Here is a 25,559-nt window from a genome sequence, read left to right on the forward strand (position 1 = left end):
ACTATAGATTACCTGTTTCGTTTCACTTCAAGCATCCTGTCAAGTGCGATTCTGGCTTTGACTCTGATATCCTCTGGAACAGTAATTACATGTTGCATCTTTTCAAGAGAGTTCAGCAATGAGTCAAGATCAATGGCTTTCATCTCCGGACAGACTGCAAATTCAGAGACACTATAGAATCTTTTACCTGGATTGTCCTTTTCCAGCTTGTGAAGGATGCCACTTTCAGTGGCAATGATAAACTCATCTCCTGAGTTCTTGGCGTACTCAACCATTCCGGTGGTGCTGAATACCTTATCTGCCATGTCAATTACATCCCTGCGACATTCCGGGTGTGCAAGTACTTCGGCATCAGGATGTTCTTTCTTAGCCTTGATGACATCTGTAACAAGTATCTGGTTATGTGTGGGGCAGTATCCTTCCCAGGGGATTATCTTTTTTGTGCTGTACCTGGAAACATAGTCTGCAAGATTCTTGTCAGGGACGAACAATATTTCATTTTCTTCAAGGGAATTGACGACTTCAACTGCGTTTGCTGATGTACAGCAGATGTCACTTTCTGCTTTCACCTCGGCTGTTGAGTTTACGTAACACACGACTGCAGCATCAGGATATTTCATTTTCTCCTCGCGCAAGGCATCGGCGGTTATCATTGATGCCATAGGACAACCTGCATATTTTTCCGGCAGAAGCACGGTTTTTTCTGGACTCAGGATGGCTGCACTTTCAGCCATAAAATGAACTCCGCAAAACACTATGACTTCAGCTTCCTGTTCCATTGCCTGTTTGCTCAGTCCTAGGGAGTCGCCTGTAAAGTCTGCAATGTCCTGTATCTCTCCTCTCTCATAGTTGTGTGCGAGGATGACAGCATTACGTTCTTTTTTTAACTCCTGTATCTTTTCAATGATATGTTGAGTGTCTTGCATTAGATCATAACCTTTTGTAAGTGACAATTCTGTCCATAAATCAATTTTATGAATATGTTGGAGATAGATTACTGTAATTTCCAGTTCATGTCCCAGTCTGGAACGGATTGGATATCTTTTTAAGGGTAGCTATGGCAGAAAGGGATGCAAGATAGCTGCTCTTTGGATTTGTAGGCGACGGAACATTCTCGACCCGTGTTGTAAACTCTCCGAATGCACCTTCAACGGATATCTCGTGTATGTTGCGTGTAAGTGCCGGATTTGCTACTATCCTTACCTTGGTTTTCTCAAAACCAATACCTGCAATGCTTAGGGTTGCAGCGACATTGACATTTGCAGGGAAAGCTTTTACCGCTTCACTGGCAGGCCCTTCAAAAATAACAGTTTTCCCGTCGATCTTGTCCAGATCGATCTTGTTTATGATAACATAAGGTGCTCCTGCAAGTCCTCTTGGCGGTTTTTGGGTTGTGAGTGTGACTGAGTATATTTCCTCGGTTGAAGCTGATTTGAGTCCGTCAAGCCCGACAATAGCTCCGGAGGGGAGATACACTTTGCAGTTGTTATCTTTTGCAAGTTCCTTTATGGCGTTATGCAATTTTTCGTCTGCAAAAGCACCCACACTCATTATCATAACATCACAATGTGCATGGAGAGCTGCTGGTATTACCTCATAGACAGCCTCCTGTGATGCGCATTCTACAAGAAGATCTATCTGTTTGATCATTGTAGCAGGTTCTATTATCTGAGGGTTGGAGATTTTGAGGGTGGATAACAGTCTATCCACATCATCCTTATTCCTGTCATAAATAGCAAAAAGCTCTGCTTCAATGATGCCATCATCAATGGCTTTGCATATGCTGGTTCCGATTGTCCCACAGCCAATAAGTCCTATCTTAAGCATTATTTATCCCTGAAAATTGAGCTTATTTAAGTAGATTTGTTGATTACTGCTTATATTGATTAGTTAAGTAGGTTTTGCTTATATGCTGAAAGAATATAAATCACTTTACTGCACATACCCATAGGTAATATGATGTTCACACATGAAATAGAGAGTTTCCTTGAAGAGGATCTGGGATATAATGATATTTCCTGCAAGCTTGTTCCAGAAAGGCACGTAGAGGCTGTTATTTTCACGAAAGAGGACTGCACATTGGCAGGACTTGATGTTGCACGATCGTTCTTCGATTATTTAGGGGTAGTTTATACCACAAACTATCTGGATGGTGACAGTCTCTCAAAAAGTGATACAATATTTTCCTTAAGTGGGAGTTCTCTTTCTATTCTTAGGGCAGAAAGACTTGTCCTTAACTTCCTTGGTCATCTTTGTGGAGTAGCAACGAACACAAGAAGATGCGTAGACATAGCACGTAAATATTCGGATGTAAAGATAGCATGCACAAGGAAGACGACACCGGGACTTCGCAAATATGAGAAAATGGCAGTGATTGCAGGTGGTGGTGACTCTCACAGATTCAACCTTTCAGATACTATAATGATAAAGGACAACCACGTGAAAATGATGGGTGTGGAAGGTGCTCTGTTATCTGCTAAGGAAAAGGCAGGTTTCACACAGAAAATAGAGGTTGAGGTTGAATCTGCTGCAGATGCCCTGACGGCTGCAAGAGCAGGTGCTGATATTATCATGCTTGACAATATGGGTCCGGGTGCGGTCATTGACACTGTGGAAACGTTGAAAAGATCATCGATACCTGAGCACATTATAATAGAGGTCTCTGGTGGTATCAATACAGATAATCTGGAAGAATACGCAAAGACCGGGGTCGATGTAATATCCATGGGTTCTCTTGTTCATCAGGCTCGATGGATAGATGTCAGTCTTGAACTAATTATATGACCGATTTGCGAAACATATATCGATAAATGTTTGTTCTCACACAAATTTTAAAAACGATTATAATCATAAGATTTATATCAAAAACAGCGTATTTTACTGAAAAACAAAATCAAATTCTGATTACCTGAGGAAAATATGGTTCAACCCACTCGATTCTTTGTCATTTCTCTGTGTATGGTTATTTTCTGTCTGGCAACGGCTGGAAATGCCTCCGCAGCGGTAGAGTTGTACAATGGTACCATTACAATGGGTGATGGGTACCAGATAAACAATTTTGTCATCGATGTTACAGACGCCTTTCCCAGTGCAGAGTCCGCCTCATTCTATGTGTATAACAATGGAAATAAGGTTGATGATTTTCTTGTAAATGAGGATAGTTCTTATGAATTTGATTTTGAAGATGATGCTACAATAGATATCACTCTCATATCAGTTAGTAGCGGAACTCTTCCTGTGGTCAGGGTTTCCATAGTCCTTAACAACTATAATGTTGGCGATGTCTATGAAAGTGGAACTATTGATGGTGGTTATAAGTATGCTATATATTCAGGTACTCCTGAACTTAAGATCACAAAGACAGTTGATACATCTCAACTCAATGTAGGTGATCTTGTACGTGTAACCGTAAATGTTGAAAATATTGGTGACGATGAGGCAACAGACGTTATCTTCCAGGATCCTCAGCAGGCAAAATTCTTGTTATATGAATCTTTTGTAAGCCAGACCGGAATCACGTCAGTTGAAGTGGGCGAATCCAAAACTATATTTGTTTATCAATTGAAAGCAACTGAATCAGGCACTTATACTCTTGCACCCACAACTGCCAGTTTTTCGAACACTGCCGGATTGGATTTCCCGCAGGCTTCATCAAATTCCCCTGTGATCACAGTGGGGGCAACTGAGGATATTGTGAATGCTGAGCTTGAATTCACAACAACCCTCGATAAATACACAGTTAATAGGAATGATGGCATCCATGGCACCATCAAGATCAAAAATACAGGGGATACTTCGGCAACAGGTGTGACAGTGAATATTCAGGTTCCTGAAGGTCTGGAACTTGAAGGTGGTCCTGGAATAGAAACTATCTCAGGTGTGCCAACAGTATATATGGAATCTTTCGGTGTTCAGCAGGAAAAAGAATTCTCTTTTACTTTAAAGGCTGCAGAAGTAGGCACCTATACTATCACTACCCAGAACAGTTACCTTTTCAGCAATGGTGTTGATGCTCAACTGCAGCAGGTCAGTTCGGACTCAGTGACAAACAAGATATTTGTTACAAAAGGTAAATATGATCATCTCTTCGAACAGCCTATATATGTATATGCAATACCTTTAGTTATAGTTGGAGTTATAGCCGCCTGGATATTCTACAGGCACAAACAATATAAGTTCTAATCTATAGATTTATAACTAAAGGAAGCTATCATAAGATTTATCTGATTATAATTATATTATCATTTGGAGGAATTAATTGCTCAACATACTCATCGTTGGGAACGGTCAATGCGGAAACCGTATACTGGATGCGATTAACAGGGAGGCTTTTGGTAAGAAGAGCCGCTTTGGCAAGTACTTGTCCCAACAAAAATACAAAAGCAATGTGCAAACAATTGCTATCAATACTGCAGTGAACGATCTAAAGGAGATGAAGTTCACAAAAGCAAAGGACAGGATACATATTCCTCATTTGCATGGCGTTGGCGCCAACCGAAATGTGGGTAAGCATGTTTTTGAGGATAACAAAACCCATATAATGAGGCAGATCGAGGAAAGAGGGAGCTTTGATGTATGTTTTGTTATAACATCTGCGTCAGGTGGGACCGGTTCTTCATTTACCCCTATGCTTGTAGAGGAACTCAAGGAAAAGTATGATTTTCCGGTTTATGCCGTAGTGGTACTTCCTTTCAGGGAAGAGGGCACGCTTTATCTTCAAAACGCTGCTTTTTGCTTAAGGGATATTCGTGAAAGCGGAGCAGATGGAATTATACTTGCTGACAACCAGTTCCTTAAACAAATGGGTGGCAATGTTGAATCTGCTTACAATGGCATCAATGATATGGTAGCCAGACGCCTCCTTTTCCTGCTAGATGCACTTGACAGTGAAATGATGATGGTCACTGACCTTGGTGACTTCAAGACTGTCATGAGCGGTGGCGCAGGGCTTGCGACAATAGGCTTCTATGAAGCAGATACGGATATGCCTGTGAGGACCGCTATTCAGAATGCTCTTTCTCCTTCTGGTTTATTATTCTCCAGTGATGTCTATGATGAAGCCAGCAGGGCTATGGTCATTATAAGGGGTGACCGGGAGCGTCTGAGCATTGATGAGATCTCCACGGAAATTGATAAGTTATCAAGTTCTGTAGGTCATGTTTTCAAAGGTATTATTGTCCGGGATGGTGAACTGCCGCAAGTACTTGCAGTTCTGACTCTTGAATCCGCATCCGAACTCGAGAAGCTTTACGCGGTAGCTGTGGATGCTATCAAGTATGAACGTGCAAAGAAGGAACGTGTTGCCAACGACAAAGAAGTAGATCGTGCATTCTCACAAATAGACGGAATGGACCCATCTTATTGAAGTCCCCTTTCCGTTATTTTTTTTATTGTGATACATTTCTGTTTTTGATTATTCGTGCAGTTGTTGCGGCTTGTATGCCTTTACCACTCGCTATGAAATCAAATACATTGAAATAGTCTAAACCTCAATAAAGGTATCAGAGGTTTTTATTTTGGCTGATGATAACAGGTCAGATATTATTCAGATACGTGGACTTTCCAAGGTATACATGAATGGAGTTGAAGTTCATGCTCTTGATGACGTAGATCTTGATATCAAAAGAGGTGAGTTCCTTTCTATTATTGGTCCATCAGGGTCTGGAAAAAGTACTCTTTTGCACATGATAGGTATTCTTGATACGCCGACTTCCGGTATGATTTCCATAGATGGGAGGGTAATTACCGAGATGTCAGAAAAAGAGAGATCCAAAGTGCGCAACGAAGTATTGGGTTTTATTTTCCAGTATCATCATCTTATGCCTGATTTCAATGCTCTTGAGAATGTTATGATGCCTCTTTTGATAGGTGGTATGAAAAACAAAGATGCAAAAAGGAAAGCTTCTGCTTTACTTGAAGAGGTTGGCTTGAGTGATCGTATGGAACACCTTCCTAGTCAGCTATCAGGTGGCCAGGCCCAGAGAGTTGCCATTGCCCGGGCTCTTGCCAATGATCCGGGTATAGTTATAGGTGATGAGCCCACAGGCAATCTCGATACGAAGGCAAGCGACATGATCTATGACCTGCTGCGAAAACTTAATCGTGATAGGGGACAGACCTTTATTCTTGTTACTCATGATGAGGAAATGTCCAAAAAGACCGATCGCATCATCAGGATCGTTGATGGTCGGATATCAGGAGATTCAATAGAAGGGTGAATTCATGGAATATTCAAAAGGAAATATCGGAAGGGTATTTACAGTTCGTCTGGACCAGGGAGATGATATTCTCTCAGAACTTGAAGGTCTGGCTGTCACAGAAGATATCAGGTCTGCGATGTTCATGATGCTCGGAGCTGTAAAAGAAGCAAGTCTTGTTGTAGGTCCGAAGACAAATGATGTTCCTCCTGATCCACAATGGGCAAAATTCAGCGATGCTCATGAGCTTATAGGTATTGGCAATATATTCCGGGAGGATGGTAAGCCAAAGATACACCTTCATGTAGCTGCAGGAAGGGGTGAATCTGTTAAAACAGGTTGCTTGCGCAGAGAAAGTGAGGTATTCATGGTTGTAGAGATATTTATCATGGAAATATCAGGAATCTCAGCTAATAGGGTATTTGATCCGAAAAGAGGTTTTGCCCCTGTAACATTTTCGGATTAAGAATAAACCCAATTAACCATTATTACTAAGTCCCTTGAGTTGCTCAAGGGCATCAACCATTTCCAGATTCTTCTTTAGGGCTTTAGACTCGAATGTCTTCACAATCTCTTCAAATGGTACGACAAGTTTGTAATATTTTACAGGTCTTCCTTTGTCTGTATTCTTTTTTTCGTTCCTTTCATTTATCCATCCTCTTTCTCTCAATGGACGCATAGCAATACTTACTTCCGGCTGTCTTAGTCCTGATGCCTGTTCAATGTTCTGGGATGTCAATTCATCTCCGCATACCAGGCAGGCAATAGATATTGCTTCGGTTCTGGGTACCTCCAGACCTTGCAAAAGTTCAATAATTTCATAACCTTTCCCATCTAAAAGGTCAATATCTCCAGTTTTCATTTGATACTAATAATACTTTTAAGTTTATATAATTTATGTGTATATAAATGTGCTCGAATTTAATTTGACCAATTTATGTGAATAAAAGAAGTGAACGGTAACAATATATACGGTAATTGCAAAGTAGGTGTTATAATAAGACGAAGGTGGAATAGGATGCCGTATATTGATGATGACAGCAATTACAAAATAAGAAAGATTCATGCACGTGAGATTCTGGACTCCCGAGGAAACCCTACAGTCGAAGTAGATGTCTATACTTCATGTGGATTCGGCAGGGCTAGTGTTCCTTCCGGTGCATCTACAGGAAGCAATGAAGCACTAGAGTTGCGCGACAAAGAAGACCGTTACAGGGGAAAGGGTGTTCTTGATGCAGTCGACAATGTGAACACGACTATAGAGGCCGAAATATTGGGCATGGACGTCAGAAAGCAGCGTGAGATCGATGGTCTGATGCTGGCATTGGATGGTACTGAGAACAAGATGGAACTTGGTGCAAACTCTATTCTTGGTGTTTCCATGGCAGTTGCAAGAGCAGCTGCTGACTCCATGAACATGCCATTGTACCGCTACCTCGGTGGAATTAATGCCTACACACTTCCTGTTCCGACAATGAACGTGCTTAACGGTGGAAAACATGCAGGTAACGATCTTTCCATTCAGGAATTCATGATCCAGCCAAAAGGCGCAGAATCATATTCTGAGGCTCTGCGAATGGGTACTGAAACATATCATGCACTTGCCAAGATACTTGAATCAAAGTACGGTGCTTCAGCAACAAATGTAGGTTATGAAGGTGGTTATGCACCGTCCATTGAAATGACTGCTGATGCCCTTGATGCTCTTGTGAGTGCAATTGAAGAAGCAGGATATACGGAATCTGAGATAAGCATTGGCCTTGATGCAGCAGCATCAGAATTTTTCGATGGAACTAATTATTCCATTGACGGGAAAATGCTAAAACCTGCTGAACTCGTTGACTATTATCTTGAGCTTATAGAAACATATCCTATCATCCTTATCGAGGATCCATTCCACGAGGAGTCATTTGAAGACTTTGCAGCTCTTACAAATGATGCATGGGATACTTTCATTGTAGGCGATGACCTTTTTGTGACAAATGTCGAACGTTTGGCAAGAGGTGTGGAAATGGGTGCTGCAAATTCACTGCTTTTGAAAGTGAATCAGATAGGCTCCCTGTCCGAGTCATTCGATGCAGCTAACATGGCAAACCGCAATGGATACAGTGTTGTAGTGAGCCATCGTTCCGCAGAGACAGAGGACACAACCATTGCCGATATCTCAGTAGCAATCGGTGCAGACCTCATCAAGACCGGAGCACCTGCAAGAAGTGAGCGTACTGCAAAATACAACCAGCTTCTCAGAATTGAAGAAGATCTGGGTGAAGCAGCACGTTACATGCAAATTTGAACTAGAACTTAGTTCAAACTTGCTCTATTCTTTTTTTATTTTGAGTTATATTTCGCTTTTCATTCGAGCAAGGGGACAGTGAGGCTTCCCTGTGGTAGAATTACCGCATAAGGCTCCTTTCCCTGCTCTTTTACTTTTTCTATTGCCCTGTCAAAGGTTTCCTGTATATCCATGCATGGCTCCAGCTTAGCCATTTTGATTGTATCATGGTGCAGGTCCGATATCGCCCACATTTCTGCATAAACACCTATCTGTGCCATCTTGGCTGCTTTATGATACCCCAGTTTGTATCCTTCATCTATCTTGCACATTACATCTTCGCATGTATTTGCAGAACAGAGCAGGTTCAGGAATGTGTCATCTCCCACGCCATCCCTGCATTTGGATACAAGGATGATGATTCCTCCTTCCTTAAGTGCAAGTTTTCCATTCTCAAGTGCTTTTTGGGATTGGTAAAGGTCAATATCCATAGGGTAGGGTGCAGCGGTGAGCACGATGTTTCCTTTACGGGTGCACTTTGAACAGAACACCTCATTTGCTTTTTCAACTGCAATGTCAAAGGACTCAAAAAGATCGCCTGAAATCATGGCATACAATCCGTGGTCTGCTGTCAGGACGGTCTGTATGGAGAATACGTTCAGGTCCTTTAGTACTTTCATTGCATCTTCCATATCTTCTGCAACAGGATTTCCTTTGATTGCAAGGGGTTGTGCAGCATCAGATAGTGCATGTTTGTGATTCATTTCGATGGTCTTGTATGCTGCAACACCTGGAAGGAATGCTTTTCTTCCACCGGTATAACCTGCAAAATAATGAGGCTCCACACTTCCGATAACTATGATGTTCTTGCTCTCGTTCACCATCTTGTTGAGGTACATCTCAGTGCCATTGGATGATACTCCCAGGTATTCCATGTCCTCATCCCTGCGTGCATCATGGACGAATATCCTGTCCTTGAACTCATCGTATATTTCCCCGAAAATATACCTGAACTCATCTTCAGTTGGTCCTCTGTGTGCACCGGTGGCAACAAGGAACCTTACATCATCATGGTTCCTGAGGGCATCACGCATCTCAGCAAGCACCTTTGCTGTGGGTGTCGGTCTGGTTGCATCGTTAACCAGTATCAGTATCTTGTCACTTTTCTTTACAAAATCCCCAAGAGACTTCATTCCAACAGGATTGTTCAAAGACTCAGTGATAATGTCAGATTCATCTCCAACTTCTACATGGTTAGGTGCAATGACCTCATGAGGAATTTCCACATCAAGGTCTACGAATTCTTTTCCATAAGGTATCTGTATTTTGATAAAAACTCCTCCGCGGATATTGTTGTATCTGGATAGTTCATAATAGGAAGATTTATTTATAGAATTCTGTCTTCATATATGCAGGCATCAGAAATTTAATGTTCTATTCCTGATTTCCCGGAAATAGGTGAGTAATTGATAGAACCCACACAGCTCCTGTACTTTCTTGCAGCATCAATAGCTCTGACTTTGTTACCTGGTCCTGATATCATCTTTGTTCTCACAATGAGCATATCTCAGGGAAAGGCAGCCGGAATGTCAACTGCATCAGGTCTGTGTACAGGATTATTGTTCCACACAACAGCAGCAGCATTGGGTGTTTCTGCTATATTGTATAGTTCGGCAGTTGCTTTTTCAATACTGAAATATGCAGGAGCAATCTATCTTCTTTATCTTGCTTACAAAGCAATTCGCGAAGAAGGCGGTTTTGCATCCATGGAGAGCGTAAAAAAGACCGATCATTCCCTCCTTTACAGGAGAGGTATCTTTATGAACCTGCTGAATCCCAAAGTTTCCTTATTCTTCCTGGCATTCCTGCCCCAGTTCGTGAATACAAATGCCGGAAGTGTTCCAACACAGATGATCTTCCTTGGGGCTGTATTCCTTGTCCAGGCTTTAGTTGTCTTTTTCATTGTATCTTTCTTTGCAGGTTTTATTGGCATCAAAATTATGGAAAGGCCGAATATGGGTAAACATATCAACAGGGCTAAAGCAGGAATATACTCATTCATCGCTGTGGAGCTTGCGCTTTCAAATCAGTAAATGAAATTCGGGTTATTCTTTTGTATATTCACGGAATAGTTATATTGTAACAGTCAAATCTCTTCCTAGGTAGCTGGTCCATGTATGAGTTGAGAATAGCCCTGAGGCACATAAGTGCACGCAAGCGTCTTACTTTCTTTGCAGTGTTTGCGGTAGCTCTGGCTATTGCAGTTATTGTTGTTCTTATGTCCATGATGACCGGGTTCACTGAAGAGCTGATCTCCACCACAGTGGAGAATTCTCCGCATATTGTTGTGAGCTCAGCAGATCAGAAAGAGGATTATGTTCATTTCTACAATTATTACTCTGGGCAGATAGCTGCTATGGATGGAGTCGAGGCTGTGTCTCCTGTATTCATTGGGCAGGCGGCTATAAGCCATAAGGATAATGCAGAGGGCATTAATCTCAATGGAATTGACCCAATTGCAGAAGATGCTGTTATGCGCATATCTGATGACATTGTTTCAGGTGATCTCTTTGCTCTTGGTAGGAGTAACAATGGTATCGTTATTGGTGACAAGCTTGCAGAGGATCTTGAAGTTGTCACAGGACAAAATGTTGACATTGTCATGCCGGGGTTTGGAGCTTCATCCTACAAAATAATAGGCATATTCAGCAGCGGAACTCCGAACGATGAAAGCATTGCTTACATTCGGTTTGACTCTGCCCTGGATTTCTTTGATGAGAATGGTGTTGCAAGCAAGATCAATATAAGGGTTGTCGATCCTTTCCAGGCGGATATTATTGCGAATTCAATTGAGCGGGACACAGGGCTTGATGCTTTAAGCTGGATAGAGACTAACAAAGAGATTCTTGATCTGCTCAATACGCAGGTATTGATCGTGTGGCTGTATTATGGTCTGATATACATGATAGCAGGTTTTGGTATTGCTAATACTCTTTTTACAGTTGTCATGGATAAGAAAAGTGAGATTGGAATGTTAATAGCAATGGGTGCTTCTAAGAGAAATATCACGATGATATTCCTTCTTGAGTCGCTCATACTGGGCACAATGGGTGTATTACTTGGATGCGTGATGGGTTATTTAGGTTCAACTGCGCTGTCCTCATATCAAATAGACCTTCCTCAGGAGATGTACTTCGGTCTGACAACTCTTCCGCTTAAAACTGATATCATGAACTATGCTTATGCAATTGTATTTTCTTTCATTATCAACATAGTTGCAGGTGTTTATCCTGCAAGGCGTGCGGCTGAACTTGATCCTGTGGAAGCCATCGAAAGTGCATGATCGTTCTTGTCTTTCTAACTAAAGCATAAAAGTTTGTTCGTATATGGACGAAAGGTATATATATACAAAAGACGTTTGTGTAATTGCGAACGGGTTTATTTTTAGGTCTATTTATTAGTACCTCTCCAATACACTCCAACCACCATACCTGTACATTCAACCCCCCCTTTGCCCGTTCGCATCCCTATGTTTTTTTATAAAGCGTACCAATAACGTTTCATGAAGATTGTGATCGAGACGCCGAAATACAGTTTTTTTAAATATAATAAAAAAGGATCACAGTTCGTCAAAGAATTCCTGTCACCTATACCGACAATATTCAATTATGGTTTTATTGAAGGGAGCATTGCCGATGATGGCATGGAAAAAGATGTGATGGTGATAGGTCCCCGAATGCCACAAGGTGCAGTTTTCGAAGTGATGAAAACAGATGGTCTTGTCCGTTTCATTGATGATTCTCTTGTGGATAACAAAGAGATAGTCTATTTAGAAGGTTCCTTCTCAAAACCAGTCTTTTACTTTTACTTTCATCTCTATGCAACATTCAAGATAATGTACTATCTTATTCTCAAAAAAAAGATGTCAGTTTGCAGATTCGAGGGAATTGTCTGGTACAACGGGGAGCCGGAAAAATAACATTAAGCTGGGACAGTGTTTGTTCTATTTATCTTGTAGATATAGCTTCAACCGGGTCAAGACTGGCCGCCCTTTGTGCAGGATAAATGCCTGCGATGAGGTTCAGTAAAAATACAATTGTGATTATTGTCAGTACATCTTTGATCCTTACAACCACCGGTATGGAGTCCAGGCCGTATACGCCTTCAGGAAGCGGGTAACTTCCGATCGATAGTGCCAGTGCAACTCCTGCCAGTGTTCCAAAAACTGCACCTGCAAGGCCAAGTATTCCGCTTTCAATCAGGAATATGAATCTGATATTTGATTTCGTGGCACCCATTGCCAGCAGTATTCCAATCTCTTTCACTTTTCCCATTACTACCATATTCAGTGTGCTTACAACCCCGAAGGAGGCTATAAGGAGAATGAATCCAAGTGTCACATTGTTCGATACGGTCTCAATGGCAATGGTTCTCAATATTTCCGGGTTGTTCACAGTCCATCCTGCAGCATTGTAACCATTATCTTCGATTATCTGTGCTATCTCCCTGTCCCGGTTGAAATCCTCTAACCTCAGGGATATGCCGTTTATGACATCCTGAATATCGTAAAAATCCTGTGCTGCTTTAAGTGAAATATATGTCAGGCTTTCATCCAGTGACGTTCCGGTATCGTAGATTGCTATAACTCTCAGTGAAACCGGGTTTGAATTGGGGAATGATACTTCCACGCTGTCTCCAATGTCCAGCTCCATATCCTCTGCAAAGGTGTCTCCTATAACGATACTCGTATCGGAATATGTAAGTTCATCGAAGTTCCCTTTTATAATATCTTTTTTTGTATGGGCAACCGCATCTTCCTGCGATGGAATTATTCCCTTCATGGCAGCGTTTTTGGTATTGTCCTTGAATTTGAAAGAAGCCTCACCTATGAGGTAGGGTGATGAGGCAACAACACCATCGATACCATTGATCTTTTCGACAATGTTCTTGTAGAGATGGATGTAGTCTTCTCCATCCTGGGGTGAAACCACAACGTGGGGAAGGTTATTAACAGTCTTACTGTAAAGTTCCTGTGTAAATCCTGCCATGAATGACTGGGATACCATCAGGATCATAACAGCTATTCCGATGGCTGCAACTGAGAGAATTGTCTGTCTTTTTCTTGCTTTTATATGGCGCAGCGCAATGAATAATTCATATCGCATCGGTCACAACCTTCGATGTTATTCTCGCCTGAATACTGCTGCAGTAATTACAATGATGGCCAGGGTGGCAGGAATCATGAACCCGGGAGATTGCTCTGCATCTTCAGTAGTTGTGTTAGTCGGTTCAGCTGAAGGTTCATAGTCCGATTCGATGATGCTTTCTTCAACATCAAGTGTGTCCCCGTCATTGCCGATAACTTCAATCACAAGTGCATATACCCCGCTGGTGAGACGCTCGTCCCATATTGTTTCAACAGTTTCATCGTCTCCATTGAGAAGGACGGGTGACTTCTTTATAACGGATTCAATTACAGTTTCACTATTGTCTTCCTGCTTTGATACTGTAAATCTAACTGTGCCAGTAAAAGGGACCTGCGATATACCGTCAATGGTTGCACTGGCTCCAATATCATCTTCATATGTGTCACTGATAAAGACATCATCTGTTGCCATGAAATCCTCGGTAAGGGCAATATAATTCACAGAAGGTGAGTACATTTTGACTTTGACCCTTCCGATGTACTCCTTATTGTTCTCAAGCAGCACGTTCCAGTCCTTACTTACTTCCATTGGCTGCGTGTGTACAGATATCTTTTTCTCAGTACCCGAATAGATCACATCAGAACCGTCCATAAGCATGTATTCTACATCAACGAGCACAGCTTTCTGCGGTGTTATCATTACACTGAAACCCTGCGAGTTGGGTACCAGATCATCAACTGTGATCCTTGGTATGGTCTGCCTTCCGTTAACAAAATGATGTATATTCTCATGGATGGTGCATCCATCTTTTGAGATAATGCTCTTTACAGTGTATTTTCCATCACCTTTGTTGTCGGTGTTCCACTCAAATGCTTTAATTATATCTGAGCCGGGTGAGATACTGTCTATGGTAAAAGATTTCCTGTCCAGCATGCTGCCTTCATGTTCAATGTAGACCTCAAGTTCCATCCCGCTGACCTGTTCAGAGCTGTGCAATGTTATGTCACATGTCTCAAGATCCGAGTAGATGTCGATGATGCCAATATCGTAGGTATCTGATGCACAATCTATTGCAAAAGAAGGGCTTGTAAGGGTTATTATCAGTAGGATAGCTGTCAGGGACAAAAAAGCAGATCTCATATCATGGCTCCTGTATTTAAATAAAGTTATTTTTGATACTATTTATAGCAATCTGTGAACTCAATTGATATCTTTTTCGAACTTGCTTTTTTGAGGCTGGAAAATGACAGTATTATCAGGACGTGAAATGATGAATGCACACCTGCATATGTGCATCATTCATATCTCAATGCGTCCAGTGGCTTCATTCTTGAAGCCTTCAATGCAGGGTACATGCCGCCTACAAGGCTTGTTGCAATACCGAAGAAGAAACCTTCCATTACGTATAGCATGCTGGAAAATGTGAACAGGTATGAAGTGTCCTTCACTACCAGTAGCATTACCAGATAGCTGCCGCCAACTGTGAGCATTGCTCCTGCTGTGCTGGCGATTACTCCAAGGAACAATGCCTCAAGCAGGAACATCTTCAGTATGTCTTTCCTTGAAGCACCCACGGCTTTCATGATACCTATCTCTTTTGTGCGCTCCATGGTTGACATGAGCATAACATTAAGTATGCTCACACCTGCTACGAGCAGTGATATTGAACCTATGCCCATGAGGAAAAGTGAAATGGACCTGAAAACATCATCAAGGCTTTCAGTTATTACATTTGTAGCAAATACCGTGACAAGTTCGTCTTTCTTGTTGATACGCTCTTCAATTTCATCTGAAACAGCATCGATCTCGTCTATATCTTTTACAATTACAATGGCCTGATCATAACCTTCATCGGCATTAGGATATAATTTATCATACATTTCCGAGGAAGTGAAAACACCACTATCTGTGTTGATGTCGAATCCAAGTCCTCTTTCCTTGAGTATTCCGACAACTCTTAACTTCGAGTCGTCTATCTCTATTTTCTGCCCGGGGCTAAGTTCCAGGTTACTGGCCACACTTGAGCCGACAACACAATCTGTTGACCCTGATTTGAAATAACGTCCTTCTTCCAGCTCAACAAGTTTTTCAAGATCATCTCTTTCAATATTGTAAACTGCAACGAACGACTGTACAGTGCTTCCACCGTTTCTATACTCGACCAGCTCTCCACTGGATGCCACGGGGATTATACTTTCAATGTTCCCTACCTTTTGCATCTGGTCGATCTGCTTGTCAGTGATAGAATCCTCTCCCGGAGCAGGGGAAACTACGAGTTTGTCTCCGATATCTGCAAATGAATCAGTGACCGAGAGTTTCAGGCTGTTACCAAGGATTCCCATTGAAGATATTGCAATAACCCCTATTATGATGCCGATAGCTGCGAGTATTGTACGTACTGACTGCCGTTTGAGGTTCCTTTTTGCCAGTTCGGCATACATGTTGTTTTTGAGCACGTTGGGATGCTTTATTTTCATTCCAAAACCTCCCCATCCTGTATATTTATGGTTGTGTGGGAATATTCTTCCAGTTTAGGGTCGTGCGTGACTACGATAACAGTCGTTCCTGTACCATTGAGTTCCTTTAACAATTCCATTATGTTGTGTCCGGTCTTAGTATCCAGGTTTCCTGTAGGCTCGTCTGCAAGCAGTATTGGTGGGTCGTTTGCCAGTGCCCTTGCAATTGCGACCCTCTGCTGTTGTCCACCGGACATCTCATTTGGTTTGTGATCTGCAAATTCCAGTGGAAGATCTGCTTTTTTTAGTGCCTCAAGAGCTTTTTTCCTTCTTTTCTCAGTGGATGCTCCATTGAATATCATAGGAATCTCAACATTCTCCAAGGCTGTAAGGGTCGGTATGAGGTTGAATTGCTGGAAAATAAAACCTATATTGTTTCTACGGATGGCTGTAAGGCCATCATCATCCAGTTTAGACAGGTCTACATTATTGACCTTCACTTTACCGGATGTGGGAAGATCAAGGCAGCCGATCATATTCAAAAGAGTACTTTTACCAGAGCCGGATGATCCCATAATTGTGACAAAGTCACCTTTTTCAATTGAAAAGCTGACTCCGTTAAGGGCATATATCTTGTTCTTTCCGAGAGTGTATATGCGGGCTACATCTTGCAGTTGTACTATGGGATGTTGCATGTAAGCACCGCTTATTCAAGGGAGGAATCCTCGTCGGGAATTTCGTTGTTTTCTTCCCCATCCTCTTCTTCATTTTCTTCATCCCTGCGTTTTTTCCATGAGTATCCTATAACAGCTACAATACCAATAGCAATTAGTCCTGCAATTAACCAGGTCCCCAGTGAGCTTCCTTCATCCTCGCTGTTTGAATAGGTGTTTCCTGCTTCCATTGATATTTCCTGGGAAATAGCAGTGTAAGCATTGTCCGGGTCACGGAATTCGATGAGTACTGGTATAGCAGAAATGTTCCCTGACGTTACCTGAGCACTGAGGTCAAAGCTGCTGAAGTCATCTGCTTCCAGAGTACCGATGAAATAATTGGCATAGGGCTGCATGGGTTCCACACCATCGACATCATCTATTGATACCATCACATTCTTTGCATCCGTAATGCCAAAGTTGTTCAGGTCACCTGAGATGGTGTATTTGTTACCTGCCTTTTCGATCTCAATACCGGTGAACACAAGTGGTGATTGTTTTATTATTCTTACATCCTTAGCTGCCGTATCGGAGTTATGTAGATTGTCCCCGTTGAAATAGGAGGCTGAGAATGAGACTTCACTGTATCCTTCTTCGCTGGTCATTGTGTTCAGGGTGAATGTGGCAGTTGACTTGTTTCCTTCCCGGATGCTGCCAACAAAATAATCTGACGGACTGAATGTCATACCTTCTGCATATGGTGTTACAATGACACTTGTGATGTCGTTTGGTCTTCTGTTAACTACATCAACGCTTACTGTGGAAACCTCGTTCATCAGGGTTGAAGGGAAATTGGACAATATTACCTTGACATTCCTGTCGTCCACTTTTACAGGTATGCGGTAGTTAAGGTCATACATGTTGCTGCCACCAACTATTATAAGGTCCATGAAATGCACACCGTTTGTAGCATTCTCCTTGACTTTGATATTGAATGTGAGTTTCAGAGTATCTCCCGGACCAAGTAGTCCGACATCGGTATAACTCTTATCAAGTATCTCCAGACCACTGTTGCCATCAAGACTTGCACTGGCAATATATGCATTCATATCCAGTGTCTCTTCATCCTCTTCAACATATATCTCTCCGGTTGCCATGTTCTCAAGGGTGACTGTGATAGTTCCCATGTCACCAGGCATGAATACCTCAGGTTCGATATCGTAATCAAGGGTTAGTGTAGGTCTGATCTCTGTAGTTGCAGACCCGCTAAATGAAAAAGTGGCCAGAAGTATCATAGCCAGAACGAATATTTTGATCATATTTTTCACTATCATACACCAAGGAGTTTTAGGTTTAACAATGTGTAAACTACATATATTAATACCGGAATTCCCACGGTCATTGCTGCATTCTTAAGGCTGAGATTTCTTGAGTACAGGAGTCCGAATACCCAGATATTAGCACTCCATAGCAAAAAGATGACTCCGAGTATCCCCGCAATTCTCATGGAGGGGTCTGATAATATCGCTTCCTGCAACAACTCAGGGTCTGTCATACTAAAATCAATATTTGAAAAGACCTTGTTCGTGAAATAGAGGTTTATTATGCCACCAGCTATACTTGGAATCAGTCCATAGGAAACGAATTCCATCACTCTTTTGAAATCACCTTCACCGTGGAAGATCAACGAGACAATATAGAACACTGCACTGTATAATATCCATGTGATGATAGTACCAATTATGGCTCCTATTACTGCAACTACCGCTCCAATACCTGCAAAAGCTGCCGCTTCATTCGGGAGGAATTCCATTACTTTCATCACTGCTACATAAGCACTAATGGCTCCTACCACTGCCAATAAGCCTACTATAATTAGTGGATTCTTCCACTCGATATCCTGATTGATCTTTCTATTGAAAAACCTGTTTGGGTTAGTTAATACTTCCAACATCCTTTCCACATCCTATGAAGTCGTAAATCTGCAAGTCGTTTTGTAAATAATCGAATCTGTCGATATTTAGTCAAGTACATTATGCATTCTGGAATATTTATAGTTTATTCTAATTGATTTTATTCAGCACATTCCAGGCGTGTTTGTAAGATATGTCCATCTTCGCACAGGCTTTTCGAAGTGCAACCTTGTCTTCGTCGATGATAGGTTTCCCATCTTCTGCAAGCCATATTTTTGTTTTTGCTTCCATCATTGTCTCCCGCTTACTCAAGATCCGATTCGTCAAAGATGAACAACTCATCAATTGTTGTTTCAAGGACTTCTGAAACCTTATATGCCAGTTTTAGTGAGGGATTGTATTTCCCTTTTTCCAGAAAACCAATGGTTTCGCGCCTGACACCAACTTTGTTAGCAAGGTCCTCCTGGGTCAGGTCATATCTGGCTCTGAGTTCCTTGATCCTCGTTTTCATTCAATCAGCCCTGCATATTGTTATTTATTCAATGTATCCTTTCCTGAAGAGGTACCACTGGATGCCCTTTGCGGTGACAATCATTGTGAACATAAGTATTGCCAGTATCTGCTTGACCGTCATTTGGGCTATCCCAAATTCCTCTACCCAGAAAAGCAGAGTTATTAAAATAAATGTTATCAACCATGAGTATGACAGTCCGTAAGCTCCGATTTTGATTGTTCTTTCATCTTTTACAGGTCCATTACGATATCGTTTTGCTCCAATGAACGTGACAAAGAGGATGATAGCTCCGATATTTATCAGGCTGATACCACCCTGCTGGTAGTCCGCAAACATTGCAACTAGTATGATTCCGGCCATGATGAGTACAAAGGCTAGTGTGTAACTGAGTTTGATGTATTTTTCCATAAAATCACTCCAAATTTAATTCTAACATTATATTAGATATTAAGCTTATTATGTGATGTATATCTAACATCAAGTATTTAAAATTATGTTTCATCCGGACAACTGGGAAATTATTTAGTCTGTAGTTTCCTCATATAACAGGTTGTTAGTTTTCTCAGCATAGACATTCAAACAAGTGGGGATTATGAAAATAAATGTTATTTTTTACAGTTTGTAAGGTCACAACTACAAGATGGCTAAAGCAGTGTTTGAAGTTGCAAGGGAAGTGGACGGTGCAGATGTAGGCTTATACCAAATACAGGAAACCTTTACTTCTGACGTCCTTGAAAAGATGGGAGCAACAGAATCCAAAAAGAGTTTTGAGCATATTCCTGTTGCAACTGTCGAGAATCTCAGCGAAGCAGATGCCATTATTTTTGGCACACCAACAAGGTTCGGAATGATGGCTGCACAAATGCGTGCTTTTCTTGACAGGGCCGGAGGCATCTGGTCAAAGAGCGAAGTTGCAGTGGATGGTGTTTTCTTTGCAGGTGGGGTGGTGAATCATTTTATAAAAAACAAACATTTCTGAATTAAGAACCCGGCAAATGTAATGAAAACATCAGTCTGTAAATAACCTTTTTATAAGTTCAGCCTAAAGTTAGTTTGAATTGATAAATCCGCTATTGCTATCAATATTATGTGCTGGTTGTTTAAGAACGCTTAAACTCGGGGAATGAATTATGGTTGGGAATAATGACAATAGTCCACCGATACGGGATGCTGTCCCCGTAATTGAACTCGTTGATCTTTGTAAGAGTTATCATGTAGGGGACATGGATGTGCCCATACTCAAAAGTATAGATCTTAGTGTCAAGCAGGGTGAGTTCGTTGCTATAATGGGTCCTTCCGGTTCGGGTAAAAGCACATTGATGAATATGATAGGTTGTCTGGACAGGCCAAACTGTGGTAAGGTAGTTGTCATGGGGAAGGATGTGAACACACTCTCAGACCCTGACCTTGCAAAACTGCGGGGTCTTGAGATAGGTTTTGTTTTCCAGAATTTCAACCTTGTTCCACGACTTACAACTCTCCAGAATGTCGAACTTCCAACTTACGCTAACAAAAAAGCAGGCATTGATGCCAGAAAAAAGGCAAAGGAGCTTGTTGAACTAGTAGGGCTTACTGATCGCATTAACTATAAACCATCTGAAATGTCCGGTGGACAACAGCAGAGGATTGCAATAGCAAGGGCATTAATTAATGATCCCTCTCTCATTCTTGCAGATGAACCTACAGGTAATCTGGATTCGAAGACCGGTGAAGAGGTAATGGGAATATTCTCTGATCTTCATAAAAAGGGAAGGACAATAGTTATGATCACACACGACCCTGACCTGGCAGAATATGCAGACAGGGTCGTCTATCTGAAAGACGGAGTTATTGGTAATAATTGAGGAAAACGGAGGATAGGTTATGTTTGGGAAAAAGAAACCGCTTTTAATTATGTTAATATTATTAATTGTATCATTTATGATGCCATTGAATGCATCTGCCGCAGATGGTGCAGACCTTAGAGTGAGCATTCTTAAGTACGACCCGATTCCTGCAGAGATTGGGGAATATGTGAGTGTATGGGTCAAAGTGGAGAACTTGGGATATGCAAAAGCCGAAGGTCTCTCCGTAAGAATGGTTCCTGATTATCCGTTTTCCATAGACAGTAGCACAAATTCACAGGTCAATATAGGGATACTGACTCCTGACAATGCTGCTGTTGAAGAATTCAGGCTCTTTACTGACACAGCAGCAAAACAGGGCATCGGTACTTTTGAAGTATGGTATCAGGAAGATAACAGTGGTACCTGGTTCAAGAAGGAATTTGAGATAAGGGTCGGTTCTGACAGTTTCGACAGTAAGGGTACCATACAGCTATCAGGAGATCCTGTGAAAGAACCTGAGGTTTTCATGCCTGGTGATACCGGTACAATTTCATTCACACTTCAGAACAGTGCCACTGATTACTCCATAACTATTGACGGAGAGCAGTATGACACCAATGCAAGAATACAATCTGCATCTCTTGATGGTGTTGAAGGAATCAAAGTTACTACAAGTACTTATTATGGAAATGGTGTCATCGGTCCGGGTGAATCAGTGGACCTGACATACAACGTGGAAGTCGATGAAGGCACTCCGGATGGAACGTACTATCTCGATTTTTCCATTGTAGGCAGTTCCCATTCATACAATAACAACTGGAGAATTCCCGTAAAGGTCGATTCGTCATCTGTCAGGGTCATCCCTTCAAAGCCACTGGTACTTGAGAATGGTGAAGGAGTACTCGAATTCGATGTTGCTAACATCCATCCGAATATGCTCTCATCTGTGAGTGTTCAACTGGAAGCGGAAGGTATTGAATTTTCTCCGGCAGAGTATTTTATTGGTTCCATGGACCCTGATGAACTCTTTACTATTGAGCTCAACGCAAAAGCTGTGGCAGAAGACTTGTCGTTCCCTGCTGACCTTGTCATTTATGCAGAGTTCAGGAATGGTCTGAATGAACATACTCAACAGATCGATACTCGGCAATTGAAACACAACGTAGTTGAAAACGACAGTGGTTCCGGTATCTACATAGTAGTGCTCCTACTGATCGTTGTGGGCGCAGGTGCTTACATCCTTTACAAGCGCAGGATGAAAAAAGAGTAACTGGATGCACTTTATATGTTAAGTCTGGCTCAGGCTATAAGGATCTCACTGGGTAGCATCGGCAGTTCCAAACTTAGGTCTGCTCTCACTACCCTTGGAATTATCATAGGTGTAGCAGCAGTGATAGCTAATGTTTCACTGGGAGCCAGTTTCAATCAGTATTTCAATGATGAGATAGGAGCAGTAGGCTCGAATTTTATTGTAATTTACAGTCAGAACATCGATGTATTCTTTGATAAAGAGCTGGAAATTATCCGTACCACTCCAGGGGTGGATGGTGTTTCTCCTATAAACCAGCAGATGGCAAAGGTTACTTACATGTCTGTCTCAAGGCAGATCGATATCCAGGGGGTTACGGAGGACTATGATGAAGTGGCGAACTTCAATCTGGATTCGGGAACATTTCTCACAGATAAGGACCGCTATGTTGCAGTAATAGGTGCTGATGTCGCCTATGAAAAGTTTGATAAGAATATATCTATCAAGAATCCTATCGATATTACGTTCAGAAGAGAAGACGGTGGTGTTGTTACTCAGTCCTTCATTGTCAAAGGGGTAATTCAGGACCCTGAAACAACTTTTGCACAAACAGGGGTGGAATCGGAAGTTCGTATCTTCATCCCAATAGACACGATGAATGAGATACTTGACAGGGATGATTACGGAGGTTTTTTCGTAAAGGCCCAAAGTCTGGAGATCGTTCGGGAGACTGGTGATGAGATAGACAGACGTCTTGCACGCAGTTTAGGAGTTCCGGGCAGGGACTTGGACAATGATGATGCAAAACCCTACGTTGTCTTTGACCAGATCGAAATTTTAGAACAGACCAACCAGCTTTCTACAGCCCTCACATCGCTCCTGACATCAGTTGCTCTCATATCATTGCTAGTGGGTTCAATTGGAATAATGAATATCATGCTTGTGACAGTTGCGGAAAGGACCCGGGAGATCGGTCTGTTGAAATCTCTTGGATTCAGTGAAAAGGATGTTCTTTCTCTCTTTATAATTGAATCAATGATAGTAGGTCTCATAGGTGGAATCTTCGGTACTGCTCTTGGGATGGGTACAGCTACGATAGCAAATAGTTTTCTTGACCTTCCAAACATATTTCCTCTAAGTCTTATATTCCTTGGTTTTTTTGTTTCTCTTCTCGTAGGACTCGTAGCAGGTGTTTATCCTGCGAGGAAGGCTGCACGTATGGATCCGGTTGAAGCTTTGAGGAAGGAGTGATCATGATCGATCTAAGGCATGCATTCACAATTGCTCTTGGCAGTATAAGCAGTGCGAAACTGCGTTCAACCCTTACAGCCCTTGGTATCATAATAGGTGTCGCTGCAGTTGTGGCTAATGTTTCCCTTGGTGCAAGTTTCAACCAGTATTTTACAGATGAGCTGGGTTCTCTTGGTTCTAATTTTATAATCATATACAGTCAGGATGTTAATATTTTCTATGATAGTGAACTGGAACTTATCCGAAATACTCCTGGAATAGATGGAGTTTCTCCATTCAACCAACAAACAGCAGCCGTTACATACCGATCAGCTACGAGGCAGGTTGATGTACAGGGTGTGTCTGAGGATGCACAGTATATATCCAATCTGCTGGTGGAAGAGGGTAATTTCTTCACAGATAAAGACAAATTTGTAGCGATTCTTGGCAAAGATGTTGCAGAGGATAAATTTGAAAAGGATATCTCCATCAAAAATTATGTGGATATAACTATCAAACGGCAGGATGGAACAAGTGTGACCCGCAAATTCCGGGTAAAAGGCATACTTGAAAGTGAGGATAATACCTTTGTAACGGGTGGTCCTGATCGTGATGCCACTATATTCATCCCTATAGCTACATTGAACGAAATGCTCAATGTCACTGATTATGGTGGTTTTTCTGCGAATACAGGAAGTGCCGAATCTGTGAGGGAAGTCTCTGATGAGGTTGACAAGCGTCTGGCAAGATCATTGGGTGTATCTTCCAGAGATCTGGATAACGATGATGCAAAACCCTACCGCATTTTCAACCAGGCGGAGATAATTGAGCAACTGGATACTCTTTCAGATTCGCTGACCATATTGATTACACTTGTAGCGGTTGTAGCTCTTATTGTAGGGTCTATAGGCATAATGAACATCATGCTTGTTACTGTTACTGAAAGAACCCGGGAGATCGGTCTGCTGAAATCACTGGGATTTACAAGGTCCGGTATTCTTATGCTTTTCATTGTAGAGTCAATTATAGTCGGGGTGATCGGGGGTATACTTGGAACACTTCTGGGCCTGGTCGGATCTTATGTTGTGGAAGTGTCTTTGAATATTCCTCCAGTATTCCCGTTCTATCTTATATTCCTGGGTTTCTTTGTATCTGTGCTTGTTGGACTGGTGGCTGGTGTGTATCCTGCTAACAAAGCTGCAAACCTAGATCCTGTGGAAGCTCTTCGGCACGGATGAATCGTGTGCTGAATTTTCCGATATCTTTTTTAGTTGTTTATAGTCAGTAAACATTTTTGATATACAAACCAGACTATATATCGAAAGGTTTAAGTATTTGCTTCGCATTGTCTGACTTGACGATAAATAGTCAAGTTGGTACAATTAGAGGTGAGCTCAAGTGGTTGATTACAATAATGGTTCAGATGAGGTTAATGTCATTAATATCTCTGATTTGAAAAAGAGTTATTTCCTTGGCGATATGGAAGTACCTATCCTGCATGGGATAGATCTGTGTATCAAAAAAGGAGAATTTGTTGCGATTATGGGTCCTTCCGGTTCTGGAAAAAGTACCCTGATGAATATGATTGGCTGTCTTGACAGGCCCACCGGGGGCAAGGTCGTACTTATGGGGAATGATATAAGTTCCATTTCCGATAACGAACTTGCAGAACTTCGGGGTTTTGAGATTGGTTTTGTTTTCCAGAATTTTAATCTGATCCCACGTTTGAGTGCCTATGAGAATGTAATGCTGCCCACTTATTCCAATGCAAAGAATGGAGTGGATACAGTCCAGCGGGGCAAAGACCTGCTAAAACTCGTAGGTCTTGATGATCGTATGGGCCACCGACCGCCGGAATTGTCTGGAGGGCAAAGGCAGAGGGTTGCAATCGCCCGGTCATTGGTAAATGATCCTTCATTGATACTTGCCGATGAGCCCACAGGAAACCTGGATTCAAAGACAAGTGCAGAGATCATGAATATATTTTCAGACCTTCACAAAAAAGGGCGTACCATAGTGATGATCACACATGATCCTGAAATGGAGCAGTATGTAGACAGGGTGGTCTACGTCAAAGATGGCTATATCGGGAATAATTGAGG

At 41.9% G+C, this 25,559-nt stretch carries 27 protein-coding genes and 1 pseudogene; 15 read left to right on the plus strand and 13 right to left on the minus strand.

What is annotated here, in order from left to right; all coding sequences use genetic code 11:
- Nucleotides 1–8: 8 nt before the first annotated feature.
- Together nadA and WN948_RS10365 are read right to left on the minus strand one after the other, a co-directional pair.
- A complete protein-coding gene (gene nadA, locus WN948_RS10360; protein ID WP_342304127.1) occupies nt 9–953 on the minus strand; it encodes a quinolinate synthase NadA in 945 nt (314 codons plus the stop codon).
- Nucleotides 954–1,011: 58 nt separating this feature from the next.
- Nucleotides 1,012–1,827, minus strand: a complete 816-nt coding sequence (locus tag WN948_RS10365) for an aspartate dehydrogenase (RefSeq protein WP_342304128.1) — start codon at nt 1,825–1,827, stop codon at nt 1,012–1,014.
- A 132-nt stretch (nt 1,828–1,959) separates the two neighbouring features.
- Between WN948_RS10365 and nadC the strand changes: the two genes are divergently transcribed.
- The 5 genes from nadC (at nt 1,960) to WN948_RS10390 (ending at nt 6,663) form a co-directional block, all read left to right on the plus strand.
- Nucleotides 1,960–2,784 (plus strand): carboxylating nicotinate-nucleotide diphosphorylase, encoded by an 825-nt coding sequence (gene nadC, locus WN948_RS10370; RefSeq protein WP_342306455.1) that lies wholly within the window; start codon nt 1,960–1,962, stop codon nt 2,782–2,784.
- A gap of 135 nt (nt 2,785–2,919) precedes the next feature.
- Complete coding sequence (locus WN948_RS10375; protein WP_342304129.1) at nt 2,920–4,182, plus strand: BatD family protein; 1,263 nt, start codon at nt 2,920–2,922, stop codon at nt 4,180–4,182.
- 76 nt (nt 4,183–4,258) lie between these two features.
- Entirely contained in the window at nt 4,259–5,365 is a 1,107-nt protein-coding gene (locus tag WN948_RS10380) for a cell division protein FtsZ (RefSeq protein ID WP_342304130.1), read from the plus strand.
- A gap of 208 nt (nt 5,366–5,573) precedes the next feature.
- Nucleotides 5,574–6,218, plus strand: a complete 645-nt coding sequence (locus WN948_RS10385) for an ABC transporter ATP-binding protein (RefSeq protein ID WP_342306456.1) — start codon at nt 5,574–5,576, stop codon at nt 6,216–6,218.
- 4 nt (nt 6,219–6,222) lie between these two features.
- Nucleotides 6,223–6,663, plus strand: a complete 441-nt coding sequence (locus WN948_RS10390; protein ID WP_342304131.1) for a PPC domain-containing DNA-binding protein — start codon at nt 6,223–6,225, stop codon at nt 6,661–6,663.
- A gap of 12 nt (nt 6,664–6,675) precedes the next feature.
- On the opposite strand, the gene WN948_RS10395 is transcribed toward WN948_RS10390, so the two are convergent.
- Nucleotides 6,676–7,059 (minus strand): transcriptional regulator, encoded by a 384-nt coding sequence (locus WN948_RS10395; RefSeq protein ID WP_342304132.1) that lies wholly within the window; start codon nt 7,057–7,059, stop codon nt 6,676–6,678.
- 156 nt (nt 7,060–7,215) lie between these two features.
- Between WN948_RS10395 and eno the strand changes: the two genes are divergently transcribed.
- The gene (gene eno / locus WN948_RS10400; RefSeq protein ID WP_342304133.1) at nt 7,216–8,490 is read left to right on the plus strand and encodes a phosphopyruvate hydratase; all 1,275 of its coding nucleotides are present in this window, start codon (nt 7,216–7,218) and stop codon (nt 8,488–8,490) included.
- A gap of 59 nt (nt 8,491–8,549) precedes the next feature.
- On the opposite strand, the gene larA is transcribed toward eno, so the two are convergent.
- A complete protein-coding gene (gene larA / locus WN948_RS10405) occupies nt 8,550–9,860 on the minus strand; it encodes a nickel-dependent lactate racemase (RefSeq protein ID WP_342306457.1) in 1,311 nt (436 codons plus the stop codon).
- Nucleotides 9,861–9,935: 75 nt separating this feature from the next.
- On the opposite strand from larA, the gene WN948_RS10410 reads away from it, so the two are divergent.
- The 3 genes from WN948_RS10410 to WN948_RS10420 all read left to right on the plus strand — a co-directional run bounded on the left by WN948_RS10410 (nt 9,936) and on the right by WN948_RS10420 (nt 12,448).
- Nucleotides 9,936–10,562: a LysE family translocator gene (locus WN948_RS10410; RefSeq protein WP_342304134.1), complete on the plus strand. Its 627-nt coding sequence runs from the start codon at nt 9,936–9,938 to the stop codon at nt 10,560–10,562.
- Between the two features lie 80 nt (nt 10,563–10,642).
- Entirely contained in the window at nt 10,643–11,812 is a 1,170-nt protein-coding gene (locus WN948_RS10415; protein ID WP_342304136.1) for an ABC transporter permease, read from the plus strand.
- A 219-nt stretch (nt 11,813–12,031) separates the two neighbouring features.
- Nucleotides 12,032–12,448 (plus strand): inorganic diphosphatase, encoded by a 417-nt coding sequence (locus tag WN948_RS10420; protein ID WP_342304137.1) that lies wholly within the window; start codon nt 12,032–12,034, stop codon nt 12,446–12,448.
- A 28-nt stretch (nt 12,449–12,476) separates the two neighbouring features.
- On the opposite strand, the gene WN948_RS10425 is transcribed toward WN948_RS10420, so the two are convergent.
- The 9 genes from WN948_RS10425 to WN948_RS10465 form a co-directional block, all read right to left on the minus strand.
- The gene (locus tag WN948_RS10425) at nt 12,477–13,634 is read right to left on the minus strand and encodes an ABC transporter permease (RefSeq protein ID WP_342304139.1); all 1,158 of its coding nucleotides are present in this window, start codon (nt 13,632–13,634) and stop codon (nt 12,477–12,479) included.
- Nucleotides 13,635–13,652: 18 nt separating this feature from the next.
- Nucleotides 13,653–14,756 carry a hypothetical protein gene (locus tag WN948_RS10430; protein ID WP_342304140.1) on the minus strand — a complete coding sequence of 368 codons (1,104 nt, stop codon included), beginning with the start codon at nt 14,754–14,756 and terminating at the stop codon, nt 13,653–13,655.
- Between the two features lie 155 nt (nt 14,757–14,911).
- Complete coding sequence (locus tag WN948_RS10435; protein ID WP_342304141.1) at nt 14,912–16,093, minus strand: ABC transporter permease; 1,182 nt, start codon at nt 16,091–16,093, stop codon at nt 14,912–14,914.
- Complete coding sequence (locus tag WN948_RS10440; RefSeq protein ID WP_342304142.1) at nt 16,090–16,767, minus strand: ABC transporter ATP-binding protein; 678 nt, start codon at nt 16,765–16,767, stop codon at nt 16,090–16,092. Before WN948_RS10440 ends, WN948_RS10435 begins: the two co-directional genes overlap by 4 nt.
- Before the next feature lie 11 nt (nt 16,768–16,778).
- Nucleotides 16,779–18,059, minus strand: a complete 1,281-nt coding sequence (locus WN948_RS10445; RefSeq protein WP_342304143.1) for a hypothetical protein — start codon at nt 18,057–18,059, stop codon at nt 16,779–16,781.
- Complete coding sequence (locus WN948_RS10450) at nt 18,056–18,679, minus strand: Yip1 family protein (protein ID WP_342304144.1); 624 nt, start codon at nt 18,677–18,679, stop codon at nt 18,056–18,058. The genes WN948_RS10445 and WN948_RS10450 overlap by 4 nt, the downstream gene beginning before the upstream one ends.
- A gap of 109 nt (nt 18,680–18,788) precedes the next feature.
- Nucleotides 18,789–18,932 (minus strand): hypothetical protein, encoded by a 144-nt coding sequence (locus WN948_RS10455; RefSeq protein WP_342304145.1) that lies wholly within the window; start codon nt 18,930–18,932, stop codon nt 18,789–18,791.
- Nucleotides 18,933–18,942: 10 nt separating this feature from the next.
- Complete coding sequence (locus tag WN948_RS10460; protein ID WP_342304146.1) at nt 18,943–19,149, minus strand: helix-turn-helix transcriptional regulator; 207 nt, start codon at nt 19,147–19,149, stop codon at nt 18,943–18,945.
- Nucleotides 19,150–19,173: 24 nt separating this feature from the next.
- Nucleotides 19,174–19,560, minus strand: a complete 387-nt coding sequence (locus WN948_RS10465; protein WP_342304147.1) for a hypothetical protein — start codon at nt 19,558–19,560, stop codon at nt 19,174–19,176.
- 229 nt (nt 19,561–19,789) lie between these two features.
- Here WN948_RS10465 and WN948_RS10470 point away from each other — a divergent pair.
- The 6 genes and pseudogenes from WN948_RS10470 to WN948_RS10495 all read left to right on the plus strand — a co-directional run.
- A pseudogene (locus WN948_RS10470) lies at nt 19,790–20,131 on the plus strand (NAD(P)H-dependent oxidoreductase); the annotation flags it as partial.
- A gap of 151 nt (nt 20,132–20,282) precedes the next feature.
- On the plus strand, nt 20,283–20,996 hold the full coding sequence (locus WN948_RS10475; protein WP_342304148.1) for an ABC transporter ATP-binding protein: 714 nt from the start codon (nt 20,283–20,285) through the stop codon (nt 20,994–20,996).
- 19 nt (nt 20,997–21,015) lie between these two features.
- Nucleotides 21,016–22,248, plus strand: a complete 1,233-nt coding sequence (locus tag WN948_RS10480; protein WP_342304149.1) for a COG1361 S-layer family protein — start codon at nt 21,016–21,018, stop codon at nt 22,246–22,248.
- 15 nt (nt 22,249–22,263) lie between these two features.
- A complete protein-coding gene (locus WN948_RS10485; RefSeq protein WP_342304150.1) occupies nt 22,264–23,478 on the plus strand; it encodes an ABC transporter permease in 1,215 nt (404 codons plus the stop codon).
- A gap of 2 nt (nt 23,479–23,480) precedes the next feature.
- Nucleotides 23,481–24,695, plus strand: coding sequence for an ABC transporter permease (locus WN948_RS10490; protein WP_342304151.1), 1,215 nt, complete (start codon nt 23,481–23,483; stop codon nt 24,693–24,695).
- Nucleotides 24,696–24,855: 160 nt separating this feature from the next.
- Nucleotides 24,856–25,557, plus strand: a complete 702-nt coding sequence (locus tag WN948_RS10495) for an ABC transporter ATP-binding protein (RefSeq protein WP_342304152.1) — start codon at nt 24,856–24,858, stop codon at nt 25,555–25,557.
- Nucleotides 25,558–25,559: the final 2 nt, after the last annotated feature.

This window comes from Methanolobus sp. ZRKC5 (assembly GCF_038446525.1).
In the GTDB taxonomy this organism is placed as follows: domain Archaea; phylum Halobacteriota; class Methanosarcinia; order Methanosarcinales; family Methanosarcinaceae; genus Methanolobus.

Excerpts from the sequence above, each read along its gene's own strand:
- nadC (WP_342306455.1), top strand. The coding sequence starts at position 1,960 with ATGTTCACACATGAAATAGAGAGTTTCCTTGAAGAGGATCTGGGATAT.
- WN948_RS10455 (WP_342304145.1), bottom strand. The coding sequence starts at position 18,932 with ATGATGGAAGCAAAAACAAAAATATGGCTTGCAGAAGATGGGAAACCT.
- WN948_RS10475 (WP_342304148.1), top strand. The coding sequence starts at position 20,283 with ATGGTTGGGAATAATGACAATAGTCCACCGATACGGGATGCTGTCCCC.
- WN948_RS10480 (WP_342304149.1), top strand. The coding sequence starts at position 21,016 with ATGTTTGGGAAAAAGAAACCGCTTTTAATTATGTTAATATTATTAATT.
- WN948_RS10365 (WP_342304128.1), bottom strand. The coding sequence starts at position 1,827 with ATGCTTAAGATAGGACTTATTGGCTGTGGGACAATCGGAACCAGCATA.
- WN948_RS10415 (WP_342304136.1), top strand. The coding sequence starts at position 10,643 with ATGTATGAGTTGAGAATAGCCCTGAGGCACATAAGTGCACGCAAGCGT.
- WN948_RS10375 (WP_342304129.1), top strand. The coding sequence starts at position 2,920 with ATGGTTCAACCCACTCGATTCTTTGTCATTTCTCTGTGTATGGTTATT.
- WN948_RS10390 (WP_342304131.1), top strand. The coding sequence starts at position 6,223 with ATGGAATATTCAAAAGGAAATATCGGAAGGGTATTTACAGTTCGTCTG.
- WN948_RS10425 (WP_342304139.1), bottom strand. The coding sequence starts at position 13,634 with ATGCGATATGAATTATTCATTGCGCTGCGCCATATAAAAGCAAGAAAA.
- WN948_RS10430 (WP_342304140.1), bottom strand. The coding sequence starts at position 14,756 with ATGAGATCTGCTTTTTTGTCCCTGACAGCTATCCTACTGATAATAACC.
- WN948_RS10420 (WP_342304137.1), top strand. The coding sequence starts at position 12,032 with ATGAAGATTGTGATCGAGACGCCGAAATACAGTTTTTTTAAATATAAT.
- WN948_RS10490 (WP_342304151.1), top strand. The coding sequence starts at position 23,481 with ATGATCGATCTAAGGCATGCATTCACAATTGCTCTTGGCAGTATAAGC.
- WN948_RS10460 (WP_342304146.1), bottom strand. The coding sequence starts at position 19,149 with ATGAAAACGAGGATCAAGGAACTCAGAGCCAGATATGACCTGACCCAG.
- WN948_RS10385 (WP_342306456.1), top strand. The coding sequence starts at position 5,574 with ATGAATGGAGTTGAAGTTCATGCTCTTGATGACGTAGATCTTGATATC.
- WN948_RS10485 (WP_342304150.1), top strand. The coding sequence starts at position 22,264 with ATGTTAAGTCTGGCTCAGGCTATAAGGATCTCACTGGGTAGCATCGGC.
- WN948_RS10440 (WP_342304142.1), bottom strand. The coding sequence starts at position 16,767 with ATGCAACATCCCATAGTACAACTGCAAGATGTAGCCCGCATATACACT.
- WN948_RS10435 (WP_342304141.1), bottom strand. The coding sequence starts at position 16,093 with ATGAAAATAAAGCATCCCAACGTGCTCAAAAACAACATGTATGCCGAA.
- WN948_RS10450 (WP_342304144.1), bottom strand. The coding sequence starts at position 18,679 with ATGTTGGAAGTATTAACTAACCCAAACAGGTTTTTCAATAGAAAGATC.
- eno (WP_342304133.1), top strand. The coding sequence starts at position 7,216 with ATGCCGTATATTGATGATGACAGCAATTACAAAATAAGAAAGATTCAT.
- WN948_RS10465 (WP_342304147.1), bottom strand. The coding sequence starts at position 19,560 with ATGGAAAAATACATCAAACTCAGTTACACACTAGCCTTTGTACTCATC.
- WN948_RS10445 (WP_342304143.1), bottom strand. The coding sequence starts at position 18,059 with ATGATAGTGAAAAATATGATCAAAATATTCGTTCTGGCTATGATACTT.
- WN948_RS10395 (WP_342304132.1), bottom strand. The coding sequence starts at position 7,059 with ATGAAAACTGGAGATATTGACCTTTTAGATGGGAAAGGTTATGAAATT.